14 protein-coding genes are annotated in these 15,977 nt (G+C 64.4%); 10 read left to right on the forward strand and 4 right to left on the reverse strand.

Annotation, left to right across the window (positions count from 1 at the left end):
- Positions 1 to 66: 66 nt before the first annotated feature.
- Positions 67 to 1,392 carry a phenylacetate--CoA ligase family protein gene (locus SH602x_RS20690; protein ID WP_479474100.1) on the forward strand — a complete coding sequence of 442 codons (1,326 nt, stop codon included), beginning with the start codon at positions 67 to 69 and terminating at the stop codon, positions 1,390 to 1,392.
- Between the two features lie 34 nt (positions 1,393 to 1,426).
- Entirely contained in the window at positions 1,427 to 2,680 is a 1,254-nt protein-coding gene (locus SH602x_RS20695) for a cysteine desulfurase-like protein (protein ID WP_479474101.1), read from the forward strand.
- Positions 2,681 to 2,789: 109 nt separating this feature from the next.
- On the opposite strand, the gene SH602x_RS20700 is transcribed toward SH602x_RS20695, so the two are convergent.
- From SH602x_RS20700 to SH602x_RS20710, 3 genes are all read right to left on the reverse strand, one after another.
- Entirely contained in the window at positions 2,790 to 4,334 is a 1,545-nt protein-coding gene (locus tag SH602x_RS20700; RefSeq protein WP_479474102.1) for a DUF4340 domain-containing protein, read from the reverse strand.
- A gap of 74 nt (positions 4,335 to 4,408) precedes the next feature.
- Complete coding sequence (locus SH602x_RS20705; RefSeq protein WP_479474103.1) at positions 4,409 to 7,348, reverse strand: Gldg family protein; 2,940 nt, start codon at positions 7,346 to 7,348, stop codon at positions 4,409 to 4,411.
- Positions 7,349 to 7,468: 120 nt separating this feature from the next.
- The gene (locus tag SH602x_RS20710; RefSeq protein ID WP_479477126.1) at positions 7,469 to 8,191 is read right to left on the reverse strand and encodes an ABC transporter ATP-binding protein; all 723 of its coding nucleotides are present in this window, start codon (positions 8,189 to 8,191) and stop codon (positions 7,469 to 7,471) included.
- 571 nt (positions 8,192 to 8,762) lie between these two features.
- On the opposite strand from SH602x_RS20710, the gene rpmB reads away from it, so the two are divergent.
- The 7 genes from rpmB (at position 8,763) to SH602x_RS20745 (ending at position 13,566) form a co-directional block, all read left to right on the forward strand.
- Positions 8,763 to 9,179 (forward strand): 50S ribosomal protein L28, encoded by a 417-nt coding sequence (rpmB, locus tag SH602x_RS20715; RefSeq protein WP_479474104.1) that lies wholly within the window; start codon positions 8,763 to 8,765, stop codon positions 9,177 to 9,179.
- A gap of 111 nt (positions 9,180 to 9,290) precedes the next feature.
- Entirely contained in the window at positions 9,291 to 9,557 is a 267-nt protein-coding gene (gene rpsN / locus SH602x_RS20720) for a 30S ribosomal protein S14 (RefSeq protein WP_479471201.1), read from the forward strand.
- A 212-nt stretch (positions 9,558 to 9,769) separates the two neighbouring features.
- Positions 9,770 to 10,786 (forward strand): DUF1559 family PulG-like putative transporter, encoded by a 1,017-nt coding sequence (locus SH602x_RS20725; protein WP_479474105.1) that lies wholly within the window; start codon positions 9,770 to 9,772, stop codon positions 10,784 to 10,786.
- A 64-nt stretch (positions 10,787 to 10,850) separates the two neighbouring features.
- Positions 10,851 to 11,288 carry a hypothetical protein gene (locus SH602x_RS20730; protein ID WP_479474106.1) on the forward strand — a complete coding sequence of 146 codons (438 nt, stop codon included), beginning with the start codon at positions 10,851 to 10,853 and terminating at the stop codon, positions 11,286 to 11,288.
- Positions 11,289 to 11,421: 133 nt separating this feature from the next.
- Entirely contained in the window at positions 11,422 to 12,969 is a 1,548-nt protein-coding gene (locus tag SH602x_RS20735) for a UxaA family hydrolase (protein ID WP_479474107.1), read from the forward strand.
- Positions 12,970 to 13,035: 66 nt separating this feature from the next.
- Positions 13,036 to 13,281, forward strand: coding sequence for a hypothetical protein (locus SH602x_RS20740; RefSeq protein WP_479474108.1), 246 nt, complete (start codon positions 13,036 to 13,038; stop codon positions 13,279 to 13,281).
- Positions 13,282 to 13,566, forward strand: coding sequence for a type II toxin-antitoxin system RelE/ParE family toxin (locus SH602x_RS20745; RefSeq protein ID WP_479474109.1), 285 nt, complete (start codon positions 13,282 to 13,284; stop codon positions 13,564 to 13,566). It abuts the gene before it with no gap.
- An 18-nt stretch (positions 13,567 to 13,584) separates the two neighbouring features.
- Here the strand turns inward: SH602x_RS20745 and SH602x_RS20750 are convergent, their stop codons facing one another.
- Positions 13,585 to 14,613: a glycoside hydrolase family 5 protein gene (locus SH602x_RS20750; protein WP_479474110.1), complete on the reverse strand. Its 1,029-nt coding sequence runs from the start codon at positions 14,611 to 14,613 to the stop codon at positions 13,585 to 13,587.
- A 229-nt stretch (positions 14,614 to 14,842) separates the two neighbouring features.
- Here SH602x_RS20750 and SH602x_RS20755 point away from each other — a divergent pair, with 229 nt between their 5' ends.
- Complete coding sequence (locus SH602x_RS20755) at positions 14,843 to 15,937, forward strand: isocitrate/isopropylmalate dehydrogenase family protein (protein ID WP_479474111.1); 1,095 nt, start codon at positions 14,843 to 14,845, stop codon at positions 15,935 to 15,937.
- The last annotated feature ends 40 nt before the right edge of the window (positions 15,938 to 15,977 follow it).

Here is a 15,977-nt window from a genome sequence, read left to right on the forward strand (position 1 = left end):
TTCGCTGCCCCCATCGCAGCGCCGCCTGACCAGAGTTCGTCCGCGCATCTTCGCCCGCCGTCGCGCATGCCCCTCACGACCGAAGCCGATCGCCAGCGTCTAAGAGGTCTCTCGCGCGAGGACCTTCAGGCCCATCAGTGGCGCCTGGCGTCGACGCTTTACGGGCGCCTTCGGGAATCGAACGCGTTCTATCAGGCGAAGTTCGCCGCGGCGCCGGCCCCCACGTCGCTCGCCGACTGGAGCCTGCTTCCGACCACGACGAAGGGCGAGCTGTCGCCTCGGACGGAAAACGCGGCCGAAGGAAACGCCGACGGCGAATTCGCGACCGCGCGCAATCGCACGTTCGACGTCGCACGTTACTCCCGACTGCACCGGACATCGGGTTCGACAGGCCGCCCTCTGGTCGTGCTCGACACGGCTGCTGACTGGGAATGGTGGATCGAGCAGTGGCAGTTCGTGCTCGACGCGGCGGAGGTGACCGTCGCCGATCGAGTGTTCCTCGCCTTCTCGTTCGGACCGTTCGTCGGATTCTGGAGCGCTCACGACGCCGCGTTCGCGCGCGGTTGCCTCACCATCCCGGGCGGAGGCCTGTCGACGCCCGCGAGGCTGGAACTTCTGCGCGAGAGCCGCGCGACCGTCCTCTGCTGCACGCCGAGCTACGCGCTGCATCTGGCGCAGACGGCCCAGGATCTGAAACTGCCTCGCGATTCGTTCGCGCTCCGGCGGATCATCGTCGCGGGCGAACCGGGCGGCTCGATCGCGTCGATTCGCGGACGCATGGAATCGGCGTGGAACGCGACGGTGGTGGATCATTCCGGCGCGACCGAGGTCGGGCCCTGGGGCTTCGGCGATCTGGAAGGACGCGGAGTCTTCGTGAACGAATCCGCCTTTTATCCAGAGTTCGTTCGCGTCGGAACCGACGAACCGGCGGACGAGGGCGAGCTTTGCGAATTGATCCTGACGACGCTGGGACGCCTGGGCGCTCCGCTGGTGCGATACCGCACCGGCGATCTCGGCCGCTGGTCGCGCTCGCACGACTTCGAATGCCGCTTCGCGTTTCTCGAAGGGGGCGTGCTCGGCCGCGCGGACGACATGATGATCATCCGCGGCGTCAACGTCTTTCCGACCGCGATCGAAGCCATCCTGCGCGAGGCGCCGGAGATCGTCGAGTATCGCCTGATCGCTGAAAAGGCGGGCGAGATGGACGAACTTCGCGTCGAAGTCGAAGCCTCGTGCTCCGATCCCGAGCCGATCAGCCGCCTGCTGCAGGTCCGGCTGGGCCTCCGCGTCGCCGTCGCGCTCGTCGAGCCAGGATCGCTTCCGCGGTTCGAAGCCAAGGGCAAGCGCTTCGTCGACAACCGCGCGAAACCGGTGAATCCTGCCACTGCTTAAACTCTCGCCCCGTTCCCTCTCCGTCGGCATCGCCATGGATCGTGACACGTTCTTCGCCGCGTTTCGCGGACAATTCCCGGCGCTGTCGAAGACCGTCGACGGAAAGCCAGCCGTCTATCTCGACGGGCCGGCGGGAACGCAGGTTCCGCGGTCCGTGATCGACGCGATCGCCCGGTATTACGAAGAGTGCAACGCCAATCACGCGGGCCATTTCGCCACGAGCCGCGAAAGCGACGCCCGCGTCGATGCGGCCCGAGAAGCGTTCGCGGACTTCCTGAACGTGCCCGAGCCGGAGACGGTCGTCTTCGGCGCCAACATGACGACGCTGACGTTCGCCTTTTCGCGTGCGATCTCGCGGACCTGGAAGCGGGGCGACCGAATCCTGGTCACGCGGCTCGATCACGACGCCAACGTCCGCCCCTGGGTTCTCGCGGCGGAGGATGCGGGGGTCGAGGTTCTGTGGGCCGATCTGCGAATCGAGGACGCGACGCTCGACGAAGAGGACTTCCGGAAGAAGCTCGCCAGCGGACCGCGGCTGGTCGCGTTCACCGGCGCCTCGAACGCCAGCGGAGCAAAGAACGACGTCGCCCCGCTTTGCCGGGCTGCGCATGATGCGGGCGCGCTTGTCTACGTCGATGCCGTTCACCTGGCGCCGCACGAACGCCTGCACGCCTTCAAGTGGAACTGCGACTTCCTCGTCTGCTCGGCCTACAAGTTCTTCGGCCCCCACGTCGGCGTCCTTTACGGACGCCGGGAACTGCTCGAATCGCTCAAGCCGTACAAACTCGATCCGGCGCCGAACGGCCTTCCCGATCGGTGGATGACGGGGACGCAGAACTTCGCCGCGATCGTCGGAGCAGGCGCTGCGGTCGAGTATCTCGCGTCGATCGGACGGGCAGCCGCCGGAGATTCGGCGCTGTCCCGAATCGACGCGCTCGACCGGGCGTTCCTGGAGACTCGTTCCCACGAGCAGGCTCTGGCGAAGCGTTTCCTGGCGGGACTGAGCGAACTGCCGGCCTATCGCCTATGGGGCGTCGCCGAAGATGAAGCCTGGACGAACCGCGTGGCGACCTTCGCGCTAACGCATGCGACGAAGCCGTCGCGAGAGTTGGCCCAGGAACTCGATCGCCGGGGCATCTTCGCCTGGCACGGTAACTACTACGCGCTCGAACTGTCGAAGCGGCTGGGCCGCGAGCCGGAGGGGATGCTCCGCGTCGGCTTCCTGCACTACACCACGTACGAGGAGGTCGACCGCCTCCTCGCCGCGTTGTACGAGATCGGACGGTGACGCCGCTTGGCTCCCGACCGTCTTGTAGGGCAGGCGCCCCGCCTGCCATGAACCTGGTATACGCTGCCGTGGCAGGCGGGGCGCCTGCCCTACAAGTCGCGACAAGCGCTCAGTTCCCCGGACCGCCGAAGCCGGGCGGGAAGGGAGAGGCGCCGGCGTCGTCCGCAGGGTCGGAGCCTTCTTCGTCGCGTTGCAGGCCTCGCTCTTCGAGCGCGCGGAACGCGTCGATATTGTCGCCCTCGGTCGCGGTCCCTGCCTTCAGCTCGATCACGCCTGCCGGGCTGAAGCGAAGCTTCTTGTAGACCTCGTCCGAGACGACGTAGTACCAGTCGGCGAAGCGACTGTTCAGATCCTGCGCCTTCAGTTCGGCTGCGCGTCGGTTCTTGCGCCACGCTTCGAGCTTCTGCTCGTTCTCCCGCTGAATCCGGTCGCGTTCCGGGTTGGGAGCGTCGGGATCCTCGACCTCGGGCAGCGGTTCGAGCGCCGGCTCGGCGATCTTCGACTCGTCGAATTCGGCCGACACGAACAGATAACGTCCCAGTTCGCTGCCGACGCGAGTTTCCGCCCCGAAGCGGAGCAGGTACCGCACCCCGTCCTTCAGTTCCACGGCCAGATCGCCGTTGACGCTCTTGATTTCGATGCCGTCCGACTCCGTCAGCGGAATGAAGCCTTTCTCGACCAGAGCCTTGACGTTCTCCACGTTCTCGGTGAAGGCGGCCTGAGCCCTGAGATCGGAGCCGAGTCCCTCCGGCTTGCGATAGACGGCGACGATCTTCAAGTCGTCGAGGGACGACTTCATCTCGTTGAGCGCCTTGCTGTCGAGTTCTTCCTGGCCCGACAAATCGGTTTCCTGCGGCTGACCTTCCTCGTCGTAGGTCACGAAGGAGACGGCTTCCCACTTCGCGGCTTCTTCGTTCCAGCGGACGGTGAGGTCCGAATTGGGATCGTAGGCGACGTTGATCTGACCCCCGTTCGCGAGTTGCATGCTCAGCGAGTAGTCATGCAGGGCGATCGTATCGACATCGAACGTGTTGAGCTGGAGCACGTCCGGCTCGATCCATTTGTCGAACTCGGTCGTGAAGACGGCAGGATCCAGGGCGACGACGTAGACGACGTTTTCTCCGACCTTGCGGACGAAACGACCGTTCTCCATCCCTTGAACTTCCTTGCCGATGATCAGCGACGCCACGTCGCCCGACGCCTTGTCGCGCATCGAGACCAGGGAGCCGACGCCTTCGCCCGTCCCCGTATCGGCGGAGGTCGGCTCGACGACGCCGTATTCCGCGTGGTCCTTCGCGTCGTCCGACTGCACGCCGACGACCTTCAGATCGACGAGGCTCGTGGCGGCGTCGCGAACCTGCGTCTTCGCGTCGGCGGGATAGTTCTGCTCCGACGGCATCCGCCACTGGCCGCTCTTGGCGTCCTGAACGACCTCGAATTCCTCGACCTTGCCCGCCGCTTCGTCGTACTTCGCGATGCGAAGCTGCGTGACGGTCGTCGGATCCTTGAAGGCGGGGAACAGCGGCTTGCCCAACAGGTCGTCGGTGGTCGACTCCGTCGACGGGGGCTGGTTGACGAACAGACCCAGCCCCAGCAGGAGCGCCGCGACCGCCAGCAGGCCGAGCGTCTTAAGCGTTTCGAGCGAGTTTTTCATAGGGTTGGTTCGCCTCTCCTACGAGAGACTTCGATCGCGATGCTGAGATGAATCGTGCGGCGCCGGACTGACGCTTACTTCAGTCGGGCGCTGGAGATGCCTTCGCGTTCGCGATACCGGCGGATCAGGAAGACGGCGAGTCCCGTCAGGATTGGCGGAATCAGGGGGAGTCCGATCGCGTAGGCCTTGAACGCGTTCTGTCGCCGTTCGATCGAAAGCGCGGTGTTCCGGCGGATCTGGTCGATGTCGTCCTGAAATTCGCGAGCCATATCCTCCGCCTTGCGCTGGAAGCGCTGCTCGGCGAGTTGCTCGTTCATCTGCAGTTGGAGCATCGCTTCGCGGAGTTCGGACTGACTGACCTGTTCGCCCGCGGCGCGACGGTTCTGCAGATCCTGGACGGTGGCCTGGAACTTCTCGACCGTGTCGTCGCGCGAGGCTTCGGCCTTGGTCGTCTCTTCGTCGATCGACTGCTGAAGTTCCTTGCGGCGTTCGAGCTCGCGCGAGCGATACTCTTTGCGAAGGTTCTCGACGACCGAAAGGTTCTTGTGACGAACCTTCTTCTTGCGAATGTCGAGGTACTCGGTCTGGCCTGAAAGTTCGTCGAGCATGTTGAGCACGAACGTGATGTTCTCCATCCGCCAGCCGATTTCCTGATCGGGACGGGCACGCAGCGCGACGAAGTCTCCCGCGAGCAGGTCGACGTCCGCGACGTAGATCGCGCGCGGCTTGTTCTGATTCCCGGCGGCTGGATCTGCGTCGGCTGCGTCGTCCGCCTCTTCGCCCTCGGCGGCCGGCGGCGCGGCGGCAGGATCGGTCGGCTTCCAATCCTCCGCCTGCACGAGCGCGGCTAGAACGTATTTCTCGGCGGTGGCGCCGGCGAGGCGAGTTTGCTGAAGCTTGATCGGGTCGCGCTGCTGCTGCAGAAACTCCTGGAAGCCGATCGTGCCTGTTCGATCGCCGGTCGTCACCAGCGGAATGAATTCCATCCCCTCCGGCATGTTCGCCGACTTCTCGATGGCGCCGGGCAGCGGGAAGAGCACCTCTTCGATGCCGGACGTCACCGCCTGACCCGGATTGAACGGATCCTCCGAGCCGGGCGCGTCGGGTCGAATGAAGACGAACTCTTCTAGGAAACCCTGCAACTGCACTTCCTGGTACGGATTGAAATCCTGCCAGACGATGTCGACGTCGAACCCGGAAAGCTTTCTCTCGCCGAGCGGCTGCACGCCGAGCAGGTCCCACAGCGGCTGCATATCGCCTTTTTCCGGAGGCGGGCCGCCCATCATTCCCATCATGCCTTGCTGCTGCTTCGGCATGGTCGTCCCGGCGACTTCGATGAAGGCAGGCGCCGGATCCTCGAAGATGGCGGTCGGCTGTCCCTGTCGGACGGCATTCGTCAGGTTCGTCAGCGCGGCGGGCGTGAGCGACGAGGGCTGCACCGCGAGCAGGACGTCGAACCGACCGAGGGGGATCTCCTCGTTCGGGTCGACCTGCTCGACGTCGTACTGCTTCGCAAGTTCGGCGATGACCGGCGCCTGCGGAATCTGGCGCGGTTGCCCGCCCGCGAAATCGAAGCCCCCCATCAGGTTGGCGTCCGTCTTGACGACGCCCAGGCGCTTGCGATCCTTCTGAGCGACCGTGTTGATCGAACGAATCAGTTCGTACTCGACCGGCAGGCCGTAATCGAAGAAGGGGACTACGACCGCCTGCCGCGGGCCGCACTGGAACGCGGCGCCGAGGATCACCTCCTGATCGCTGATGGCGCCTCGCTCGCGGGTGCTGATCCGCTGCGGTTCGATGCCGAACCGGCTCGACGCGATGGCGGCCTCTTCGCTGAAGGGCTCGACGTTGTCGTGGATCCGCACGATGACGGCGCCGTCCGCCGCGGCCTCGAACGAACGAAGCTTCGAAATCAGGTCGTACTTCGTCTGGGCGTAAAGCTCCGGAACGTCGGGCGACATGTAGGCGTCGATCTCGACCGGCTGATTCGGTTCCTTCTCAGGATCGCGAAGGTTGCGGGAGACGTTCCGCAGGATCTGCCGGGTATCGGGCGAGAGCGTGTTGAGCTGACTCTCCGACGCGTCCGCCCGCCAGTCGTAGCGCTGCACGATCAGCGTCAACCCGACCGCCAGAACGGCGATCCCGACCGCTCGGCCGAAGTAGTGGAAAATCATCGTGTTGCCGTCGCGACCGCCGAGCCAGTGCCGGCGCCCGATCAGCACCATGCAGAGGTAGAGCCAGACGAAGACGATCGCCGCGAAGTAGATGATCGACGCCGCGCTGACGACGCCCCGTCCGAAGACGTCCAGGTGACGCCCCACGCTCAGGTCGGCGAGAACGTCCGATCCGACCCGTCCGGTCCAGACCGTCTCCGACCAGACCAGGAACACCAGCGGCGCGTTGAACAGCATTCCCAGGATGAAGCCGACGGTCAGGTTATTCGTCAGGAACGACGCCGCCATGCCGATCGCGAGCATGGCGAGACCGACCGCCCAGTACCCGGCGAAGTTCGCGTACAGCAGGCCGAAGTCGACGTCCCCTTCGGTCAGCAGGATCAGCACCGTGAAGATGCAGAACTTCGAGAAGAGCAGCGACACCGAGAAGATCGACGCGGCTGCGAGGTACTTCCCGATCACGATGTCGAAGTCGGTCGCCGGCAGCGTCAGCAGCAGTTCGTCCGTCCCCTGGCGACGCTCTTCGCTCCAGACGCTCATGGTGATCGTCGGAACGAAGACCAGCATGATGTACGGCAGATAGACGTTGAGCTGATCGAGATTCGCCAGATTGTTGAGGAAGAAGTCGTTCGGCAGAAACGCCGCGCAGCTCGTCAGCAGCACGAACAGCACGAGGAAGATGTAGCCGCTGGGGTTGATGAAGTACCCCATGAAGTTGCGACGCAGCACGGCGTAGGCCGGCTTGCTCGCCACCGCACAGAGCAGCAGCAGCAGAAAGAACCCGCCCAGTACGGCCAGGTCGATCAACGCCATCATCAGAAATGAAACGAGCGTCGTCATAGAGCGTCTTCGCGACTGTGTGAAAGAGCGTCTTCGCGACGAAGGGCGATCGATGCGATAAGCACGGCGGTCGCGCGTCGAAACGGTTCGGCGAGCGACCGGGAATGTACGAACGAGGACCTAGCGTGCGACGGCCGCGGGAGCGGTCAGGCGATGGAACGCCTGTTCCAGCCCTTCGTCCGCCTTCGGCAGATCCGCGACAGGACCGTCGTAAACCAGTCGACCTTCGTTGACCATGATGACCCGGCTCGCCATGGCCTCGACCTCCTGCAGGATGTGGGTCGACAGGAGAATGGTCTTCTCCTCGCCCAGCTTCCGCATGGTCGCACGCATCTCGCGAATCTGATTCGGATCGAGACCGGAGGTCGGCTCGTCCAGGATCAGCACGTCCGGTTCGTGCAGCAGCGCCTGGGCCATGCCGACGCGCTGCTTGAAGCCTCGCGAGAGCTTGCCGATCGGCTTGTTGAACACGGTCTGAAGCTGGCAGAGCTCGACGACCGCGGCGATACGGTCCCGCTTGTAGCCGGTCTTCATGCCGCGCGCGTCGCCGAAGAAATCGAGCAGCGCCCGCGGAGTCATTTCGTAGTAGAGCGGCCCGTTCTCAGGCAGGTAGCCGAGACGGCGGGCGCCTTCCAGACGCTCAGCCTGCATGTCGTGACCGGCGATCCGGGCGGATCCTTCCGACGGCGACAGGAAGCCGGTGAGCATCTTCATCGTCGTGCTCTTGCCGGCGCCGTTCGGCCCCAGGAAGGCGACGACTTCGCCTCGCCGGACGGTGAACGTGACGTCCCGCGTGGCGGCGAACACGCCATAGAACTTGCTGAGCCCGATCGCCTCGATCATCGGCTCGGCGGACGACACGGACGACTTCTCCGGTTTATCCATAAGTTCGGCGAACGATAGCGAGGAGGGACGAGACCAGCGGCGACGTAGCACCTTACGGGCCGGACGCGGACCGACGTCGCGAAAGACAGGCAGCCGCTCTTTCGTAAAGACCGGCTCATTCGCGAGATAGGCTTAGATCGCGGCTAAGTATAAGCGTGTACCAGCGCCCTACAAGTCAGGGTCCCGCCGCAAGATCCCGGCAGGAACGAGCCGCGCTCCGACGACCGACCGGCACCGGATTCGGGGCAGAATTCCACAGCGCGAGGCGAGATGCCTCTGTCGCCCTGGTTCGATTCCGAACTGAGCGGACGATCAAAATTCCCCGAGTGCGGATCCTGCGTCGTGCCTGAAGTCCGGGAGGCGCTCACTCCCCGCTCGGTCGCGAGCGGCGATCCTGCGCCCTTGACAGCCCTCGCCGATCGCATGAAAATCCGCGTTTTCCCTCGATTCAACCATCGCCCGAAAGCGCGCGCAGAATCCGCCGCGTGGGTATTCAATAACTCCGGGCGCCGGACGACAGGTCGCGATCATGGGTGCGCAGTGCTTTTTCACCGGCAAAAAGACGCAGTTCGGTATCAAGAAGACCACCCGCGGTAAGGCCAAGTACCTCGGCGGCGTCGGTACGAAGATCACCGGCCTTACCCGCCGCAAGGTGAAGCCCAACCTGCAAAAGGTTCGCGCGCTCGTCGACGGCAAGATCGTTCGCATTCTCGTCAGCACGAGCGCCATTCGCTCGGGCCTCGTCGAGAAGCCGATCGTCCATCAGCCCTTCACCCTCGACCGGGACAAGGCGAAGAACGTCCCCAAGGGAGCGAAGCCAGGCGAAAAGGCCAAGGCCGCCGACGCGAAGACCTCGCCGAAGGCAGCGCCCGTGAAGAAGGCGGACGCCAAAGCGTCGACCGCCGCCGGAACCAAGGAAACCAAGCCCAAGTCTGCCAAGAGCTGAGCGAGCCGACTCGCCGGTTTTAACCCATTCATTCAGTCGCAATCGACGTCGCGGCAGGCTCGCCGGTCGACGTCACTCAAGGCCCGCAGCAGGGTCGCAGGAAACGAGACGATGCCGAAGTCGACCGCGGAAAAGATGAAGAAGATCGACAAGCTCGTGAAGAAGTACGCTGAAAAGCGCGAGCTGCTCAAGAAGGAAGGTCGATTCCTCGAGCTCAGCCTGCTGCCGCGGAATTCGAGCCCGACCCGTTACCGCAACCTGTGCAAGCTCACCGGTCGCAGCCGAAGCTACCACCGCAAGTTCGGCCTGTCGCGGCACATGCTCCGCAAGCTGGCGAACCAGGGACTGATCCCCGGCCTCAAGGCCGCGAGCTGGTGAGTCGCTCCCCGACCAGACGAACGTGACCGATCGAAGAACCCAGCCCTCCAAGGCTGGGTTCTTCGCGTTCGGTAGGGCAGATCGACTTGTAAGGGCATGCGAACAGCCGCTGTCGGCGATTTAGCCAATTAGCGGGTTACTTCCGCGGTTCGGTCGCGTTATCGTTAATCGCAGCACATCTTCTCGTCATCGCCCGTCGGAGTCTTTGGTTCATGCTGGTTTCCTCGTCGCGACGCAGCGGATTTACCCTCGTCGAGCTGCTGGTCGTGATCGCCATCATCGGCGTGCTCGTCGCCCTTCTGCTGCCTGCCGTGCAGGCGGCGCGCGAAGCGGCCAACCGCATGTCGTGCAGCAACAACCTGAAGCAACTCGGGCTCGCGCTCCACAACCACCACGACACCTACAAGCGGCTTCCCCCCGGCGCGGCGGATAATACTCCGCCCTTCGGCAAGACCGCGACCGCGGGGACGCAGTGGGGCGCGTCGTGGCTGGTCTATATCATGCCCTTCATCGAACAGGGCGCCGCGTACGATCGCCTGACTTTCGACCAGACCTACAATCATGCGACCATCCGCGCCGCGGTCGGCGATACGGCGACCGGAACGGGCACCGCCCCGATCTTCGTCGGGTATCGCTGCCCCTCGTCGCCGCTTGAATTGGAGACGAGTATTCAGGAACCGTTCGCGACCGTGCCGGATTACGTCGCGATCGCGGGCGCGCTCACGAACGCCGCGCTGACGCCGGTCCCGTTCACGGCGGTGGGCGAAGTCGCGTCCTCGCACGGCAACTCTTCCACCAACGGCGCGATGTATTTCAAGTCGAAGGTGAAGTTCGCGGGCTTCACCGACGGTCTGTCGAACACGATGCTCGCCAGCGAGGTCGGCGACTTCATCACGCTCACCGACAACACGAAGGTCGACTATCGTCCCGGCGTGCAGCACAGCTTCTATATGGGCGCCAACACCGCTGCCGACCGCATCTTCAACACTACCAGCGTTCGCTACGCCATCAACGCCAAGAAGGGCTACGCACCGGCGACGGGCGCTCACGCCCAGGGAGTCAGCCAGAACGCGGGCAACAACTCCCCGCTCCGGTCGGCGCATCCGGGCGGCGTGAACGCGGCCTTCGGCGACGGCTCGGTCCGCAATCTGACGACCAACACCGACCTGCTGACGCTGATCTACCTGTCGGTCCGAAACGACGGACAGGTCGTCAACCTCCAGCAATAATCGCCTCTCGCTCGCGCAGATCCCTCCCCGTCCGACTTCTTCGATTCGTCTCTCCGAAACCCGCATGAAGCGATCTCAACTGGCGTCGGTCGCGGCGCTGACCGGCGTATTCGTCCTCTTCGCGGGCTGCAATCCGGAACACGAACTTTCGCCCCGACATGCCGCCAGCGGTTCGGTCACCCACGACGGCCAGCCGCTCGCGTCAGGCACGATCGTCTTCGAATCGACGGCGGACCTTTCCAAGGGCCTGCCGCCCACGTCGGCGCCGATCGTCAACGGACGGTACGAGATCCAGGCGTCGGCCGGCATGAACGTCGTGCGGATCAACGCTCCGAAGGAAACGACCGACGAGAGCGGCATGACGGTCGCCGAAGAGACGATTCCGGCGAAGTACAACTCGGAATCGGAACTGACCGCGGAAGTCGCCGCCGGCGGAGCGACCACGAAAGACTTCGCCCTGACCGGGAAGGTCGAAAAACCGAAGAACCCGAAGAAGCCCTGATCGGGTCCGGCAACGCGTCGCATCGAGCCCAGCCGAATCGGCTGGGCTTTTTCGTGCGCTCGCGCATTAGAATCTCGCTCTGTATCGCTTTCTCCTCCTCATCTCGCCTTCGGCGAACGACGCCCAACCGCCCATGACATCGCCCGGCTGGATCCTGCTGCACTCGTCAGACGACGTCGTCACGGCCATTCGTCCCTTCGGGGCAGGGGAGCCGCTCGCCGTTTCGGGCCGCGATCCGCTCACGACCGCTCAGCCGATCATGCCGGGTCACAAGATCGCCCTGCGCGCGATCGAGGCGGGGGAACTCGTCCGCAAGTACGGTCAGCCGATCGGGCTCGCGATGCAGCCGATTCCTGCGGGCGGATGGGTTCACTCGCATAACCTCCGCCACGTCGATACGTCGGGCGACTACGAATTCGCGACCGACGTTCAGAATCCGCCGCCGCCCGCACAGCCGCGATTCTTTCGCGGCTATCGCCGACCGACCGGCAAGGCCGGGACTCGGAATTACATCGCGGTCGTCTCGACGGTCAACTGCTCGGCCAGCGTCAGCAAGCGGGTCGCGAAGGCCTTCGATCGCGAGGCGCTGGCCGCGTATCCCAACGTCGACGGCGTCATCGCGATCACGCATGGCGAAGGTTGCGGCCTGCCGTATGCTGGTCTGCGCCACGCGATGCTGAACCGGGTCCTCGCCGGCTACGCCCGGCACCCCAACGTCGGCGGCGTGGTGCTGATCGGCCTGGGATGCGAACAGAACGCGATGGGCTTTCTCACAGGGTCGCAAAACCTGGTCCGACTGGAAAACCTCGCGATCGGTGAGGACGACGCCATTCCGCTGCTCGTCATGCAGGATCAGGGAGGAACGCGCCTCACCATCGAAGAGGGCATTCGCCAGGTCGAGCGATTGCTGCCCCGAGTCAACGATGTGCAGCGCGTCGATATTCCGGTCAGCGAACTGATCGTCGGCCTGGAATGCGGCGGATCGGACGCTCATTCAGGTCTGGCGTCGAACCCGGCTCTGGGAGCAGCCGCCGATCTGCTGGTCGCGCACGGCGGAACGGCAGTTCTCTCCGAGACGCCGGAGATCTACGGCGCGGAGCAACTCCTCACGCGAAGGGCCGTGACGCGGGAGGTGGGCGAGAAGCTGCTCGAACGGATCGCCTGGTGGAAGAAATACGTCGGCCTGTTCGACGCGAAGCTGGACGACAACCCTTCGCCCGGCAACAAGGCAGGCGGGCTGACCACGATCGCGGAGAAGTCCCTCGGCGCCGTGAGCAAGGGGGGCACGACCGCGCTTCGGGCGGTGTTCGAATATGCCGAGCCGATCACGGAGCGCGGCTTCGTCGTGATGGACACGCCCGGCTACGACCCCGCCAGCGTTACGGGGATGACCGCCGGCGGCTGCCAAATCAACGTCTTCACGACCGGTCGCGGAAGCTGCTTCGGCAGCAAGCCGGCGCCGACGATCAAGGTCGCCAGCAACACGCCCCTTTTCGAGCGGATGCCGGAAGACATGGACTTCGACGCCGGCGTCGTCCTCTCCGGCGCCTCGCTCGAAGCCGTCGGCGCCAACCTCTTCGACCGCATCCTCGCCGTCGCCTCCGGCGAACCTACCAAGAGCGAAGCCCTCGAACTCGGCGACGAGGAGTTCGTGCCCTGGACGGTGGGCCCGACGCTTTAGCGGAAACTCGCGACAGCGCGTTCCTGGTCGTTAGAATGACGAGGCACGAAACGGGAAAGGCTATTTATGAACGTCGAACTGCCGCAGGACGTCGAAGAGTTTATCGAGGAACTCCTGGCTGCAGGCGAGGAGCGAACCGCTACGGAAGCGATCATCGAGAGCTTGCGCCGTCGAAAACGGGAGCGAGATCTTCGGTCGGCGATCAATGTGGGGCTGCGCGACGTCGAGGCCGGCAGGGTCGTCGACGGCTCCGCCGCGATGGCCGAACTTCGGAAGCGGATGACCGAACGCAACCGACGAGAGTCCGTCTGAATGGGTCGGTACTCGCTGACATCGACGGCGCTCGACGACCTGTATGAGATCGTCGAGTACGTTCGCCGAGACAAGCCGCAAGCCGCCGAGCGTCTTGCCGATCGCTTCGAAGAAAAGTTCGGACTCCTGGCCTCCTCTCCGTTAGTCGGAGATCCGCGACCTGAGTTCGGCGACGGAGTCCGCTCGGCCACCGTCGGTCGCTTCGTCATCTACTACCGAGGCGACGAAGCGGAAATCCTCATTCTCCGCGTGCTCGCTGGCGAACGGGATGTACGCGAGCTTTGATCGCAGCCGAGACGACTGTCAATCTTCTTGAATCAACGCCCCCTTCAGCGGTTCCCGCCATTCCTGCTTCTCGCCGTCATACGCGCCGAATCCGGAGCGGAGTTCCCAGTAGGCGAAGCTGAAGCCGAGGCGTTCGCACTCGTCGACGACGAAACGGGTCCACTTCGCCCGCTCCTTCATGTCGGCCGCGCCGAAGACGCCGAACTCGCCCAGGAAGATCGGCTTGTCGTGCGACTTGCCCCAGGCAGCGGCCTTCTCTAACGATTTGCGCAGCTCGGCCTTGTCCTCGTCCGTGCCCCAGGTCTTCCCCTTCCACGCCTCGGCGCCGTCGACGAAGTGGGCGCCCTGGTGCGTGAACTGGAACGGGTCGTAGCTGTGGATCGTCACGATCAGGTGGTCGTCGGCAGGAAGCTCCAGCTTGTCGATCGCGCGGACGCTGTTCCACTGCGACGGACCGACGATGACGGGACGCGTCGGGTTCGTTTTACGTGCCTCAGCCAGAACGGTCGGCAGGATCTGGTTCCACGTCGCCTCGTCCAGCTTGTCGTGCGGCTCGTTCAGCAGTTCGAAGTAGACCGTCTCGGGCCGGTCCTTGTACCGTTCGGCGATCTGCTTCCAGAGGGCGACCAGCCGCGGGGCGTGTTCCTCCGGCGTCTTGTTCATCTCGTCGTAGTGATGGACGTTGACGATGATGTTGAGCCCCTGCTTCGTCGCCTGGTCGATGGCCCAGTCGACTCGCTTCGCGAAGGTCTCGTCGATCGCATAGGGCGCCTCCTTCGCGGCGTGGTTCGACCACTTGACCGGCAAGCGGACCGTATCGAAGCCGGCTTCCTTGACGTTCTTGAAATCGTCTTCGGTCAGCGTGATGCCCCATTCGCCCTCGTTCGGCGCTTCCAGAGCGTTGCCGAGGTTGATGCCGCGGCCCAGCTTCTGATTCGCGGCGTGAATGCCCGACGACTTCGCGGAATCCGCGCCCGACGCCGGTTCGTTCGCCGAAAGAATCGCCGTGCTGCACGCCAGCGCGCCCAAGAGCAACAGTCGCTTCATCGATTTCGCCTTCGAGGGGGGAGAGGCCGGCCCCGCGACACGGCGCTCAGCGCCGCGGAATGGGTCGTTCCGTACAGAATAGCGCCGGCCCTCCCGTCGTTGACGATGCGACGCCCCTGTGCTAGCTTTCCGGTTCCGCAAATCCACCGGCAGGCGAGACTTGGGTCGGAAATTCGATCCCCTCCCGAAGCGCCTGCCGACTCTGCACTTCATCCGCTGAGGAACTGACGTGGCGCATCAGGTGACGCTCCTTACCGGCGACGGTACCGGTCCGGAACTGGCGGAGGCGGCTCGCCGCTGCGTCGATGCGACAGGCGTCGCCATCGAATGGGACGTGCAGGAAGCGGGCGTCGACGTGATGGCCCGCACCGGCACGCCGCTGCCGGAAGAGACGCTCGCCAGCATCCGCCGGACGAAGTGCTGCCTGAAGGCGCCGATCACCACCCCGGTCGGCACCGGTTTCCGCAGCATCAACGTCTTTCTGCGTCAGGAGTTGGGCCTCTTCGCCTGCATCCGCCCCTGCAAGCAGTACCCCGGAATCCGCACGTTCTTCTCGGACGTGGAGGTCGATATCGTCATCGTCCGCGAGAACACCGAGGACCTGTACGCCGGCGTCGAATTCGAGGCGGGCAAGCCTGAAACCGCCAAGCTGATCGAGGCGATCAACGGCTTCTCCGAGCGGAAGATCAAGACCGACGCGTCGGAGACCGGCGTCTCGATCAAGCCGATCAGCGTCTCCGGCAGCGACCGGATCGTCCGCTGCGCCTTCGAGTACGCTCGGGCGAACGGGCGAAAGAAGGTGACCGCGGTTCATAAGGCGAACATCATGAAGTACAGCGACGGGCTGTACCTCGCCACCGCGAAGAAGGTCGCCGAAGAGTTCCCGGACATCGAGTTCGAGGACCGCATCGTCGACAACATGTGCATGCAGCTCGTGCAGAAGCCCGAACTGTACGACGTGCTGGTGCTGCCCAATCTGTACGGCGATATCGTCAGCGACCTCGGCGCCGGCATCGTCGGCGGTCTGGGCATGGCGCCGGGCGCCAACCTCGGCCCCAACGGCGCCGTCTTCGAAGCGACGCACGGCAGCGCTCCGAAGTACAAGGGTCAGAACAAGGTCAACCCGAGCGCTCTCATCCTCTCCGCCGTGCTGATGCTGCGGCATCTGAAGGAGACCGCCGCCGCCGACAAGCTCGAAAAGGCGGTCGCGGACGTCATCGCCGAAGGGAAGAACGTCACGTACGACCTGAAGCCCCATCGCGACGACCCGACCGCCGTCGGCACGAGCCAGATGGCCGACGCGATCATCGCCAAGATGAAGTGATCGACGGCGAACGTCGCAGAGAGTCGCTCGACGGGAAGCG

It is taken from the genome of Lignipirellula cremea, from assembly GCF_056501455.1.

Bases quoted from the DNA above. Each gene is read 5' to 3' on its own strand.
- SH602x_RS20690 (WP_479474100.1), top strand. From the start codon at position 67: ATGCCCCTCACGACCGAAGCCGATCGCCAGCGTCTAAGAGGTCTCTCG.
- SH602x_RS20695 (WP_479474101.1), top strand. From the start codon at position 1,427: ATGGATCGTGACACGTTCTTCGCCGCGTTTCGCGGACAATTCCCGGCG.
- SH602x_RS20700 (WP_479474102.1), bottom strand. From the start codon at position 4,334: ATGAAAAACTCGCTCGAAACGCTTAAGACGCTCGGCCTGCTGGCGGTC.
- SH602x_RS20705 (WP_479474103.1), bottom strand. From the start codon at position 7,348: ATGACGACGCTCGTTTCATTTCTGATGATGGCGTTGATCGACCTGGCC.
- SH602x_RS20710 (WP_479477126.1), bottom strand. From the start codon at position 8,191: ATGATCGAGGCGATCGGGCTCAGCAAGTTCTATGGCGTGTTCGCCGCC.
- rpmB (WP_479474104.1), top strand. From the start codon at position 8,763: ATGGGTGCGCAGTGCTTTTTCACCGGCAAAAAGACGCAGTTCGGTATC.
- rpsN (WP_479471201.1), top strand. From the start codon at position 9,291: ATGCCGAAGTCGACCGCGGAAAAGATGAAGAAGATCGACAAGCTCGTG.
- SH602x_RS20725 (WP_479474105.1), top strand. From the start codon at position 9,770: ATGCTGGTTTCCTCGTCGCGACGCAGCGGATTTACCCTCGTCGAGCTG.
- SH602x_RS20730 (WP_479474106.1), top strand. From the start codon at position 10,851: ATGAAGCGATCTCAACTGGCGTCGGTCGCGGCGCTGACCGGCGTATTC.
- SH602x_RS20735 (WP_479474107.1), top strand. From the start codon at position 11,422: ATGACATCGCCCGGCTGGATCCTGCTGCACTCGTCAGACGACGTCGTC.
- SH602x_RS20740 (WP_479474108.1), top strand. From the start codon at position 13,036: ATGAACGTCGAACTGCCGCAGGACGTCGAAGAGTTTATCGAGGAACTC.
- SH602x_RS20745 (WP_479474109.1), top strand. From the start codon at position 13,282: ATGGGTCGGTACTCGCTGACATCGACGGCGCTCGACGACCTGTATGAG.
- SH602x_RS20750 (WP_479474110.1), bottom strand. From the start codon at position 14,613: ATGAAGCGACTGTTGCTCTTGGGCGCGCTGGCGTGCAGCACGGCGATT.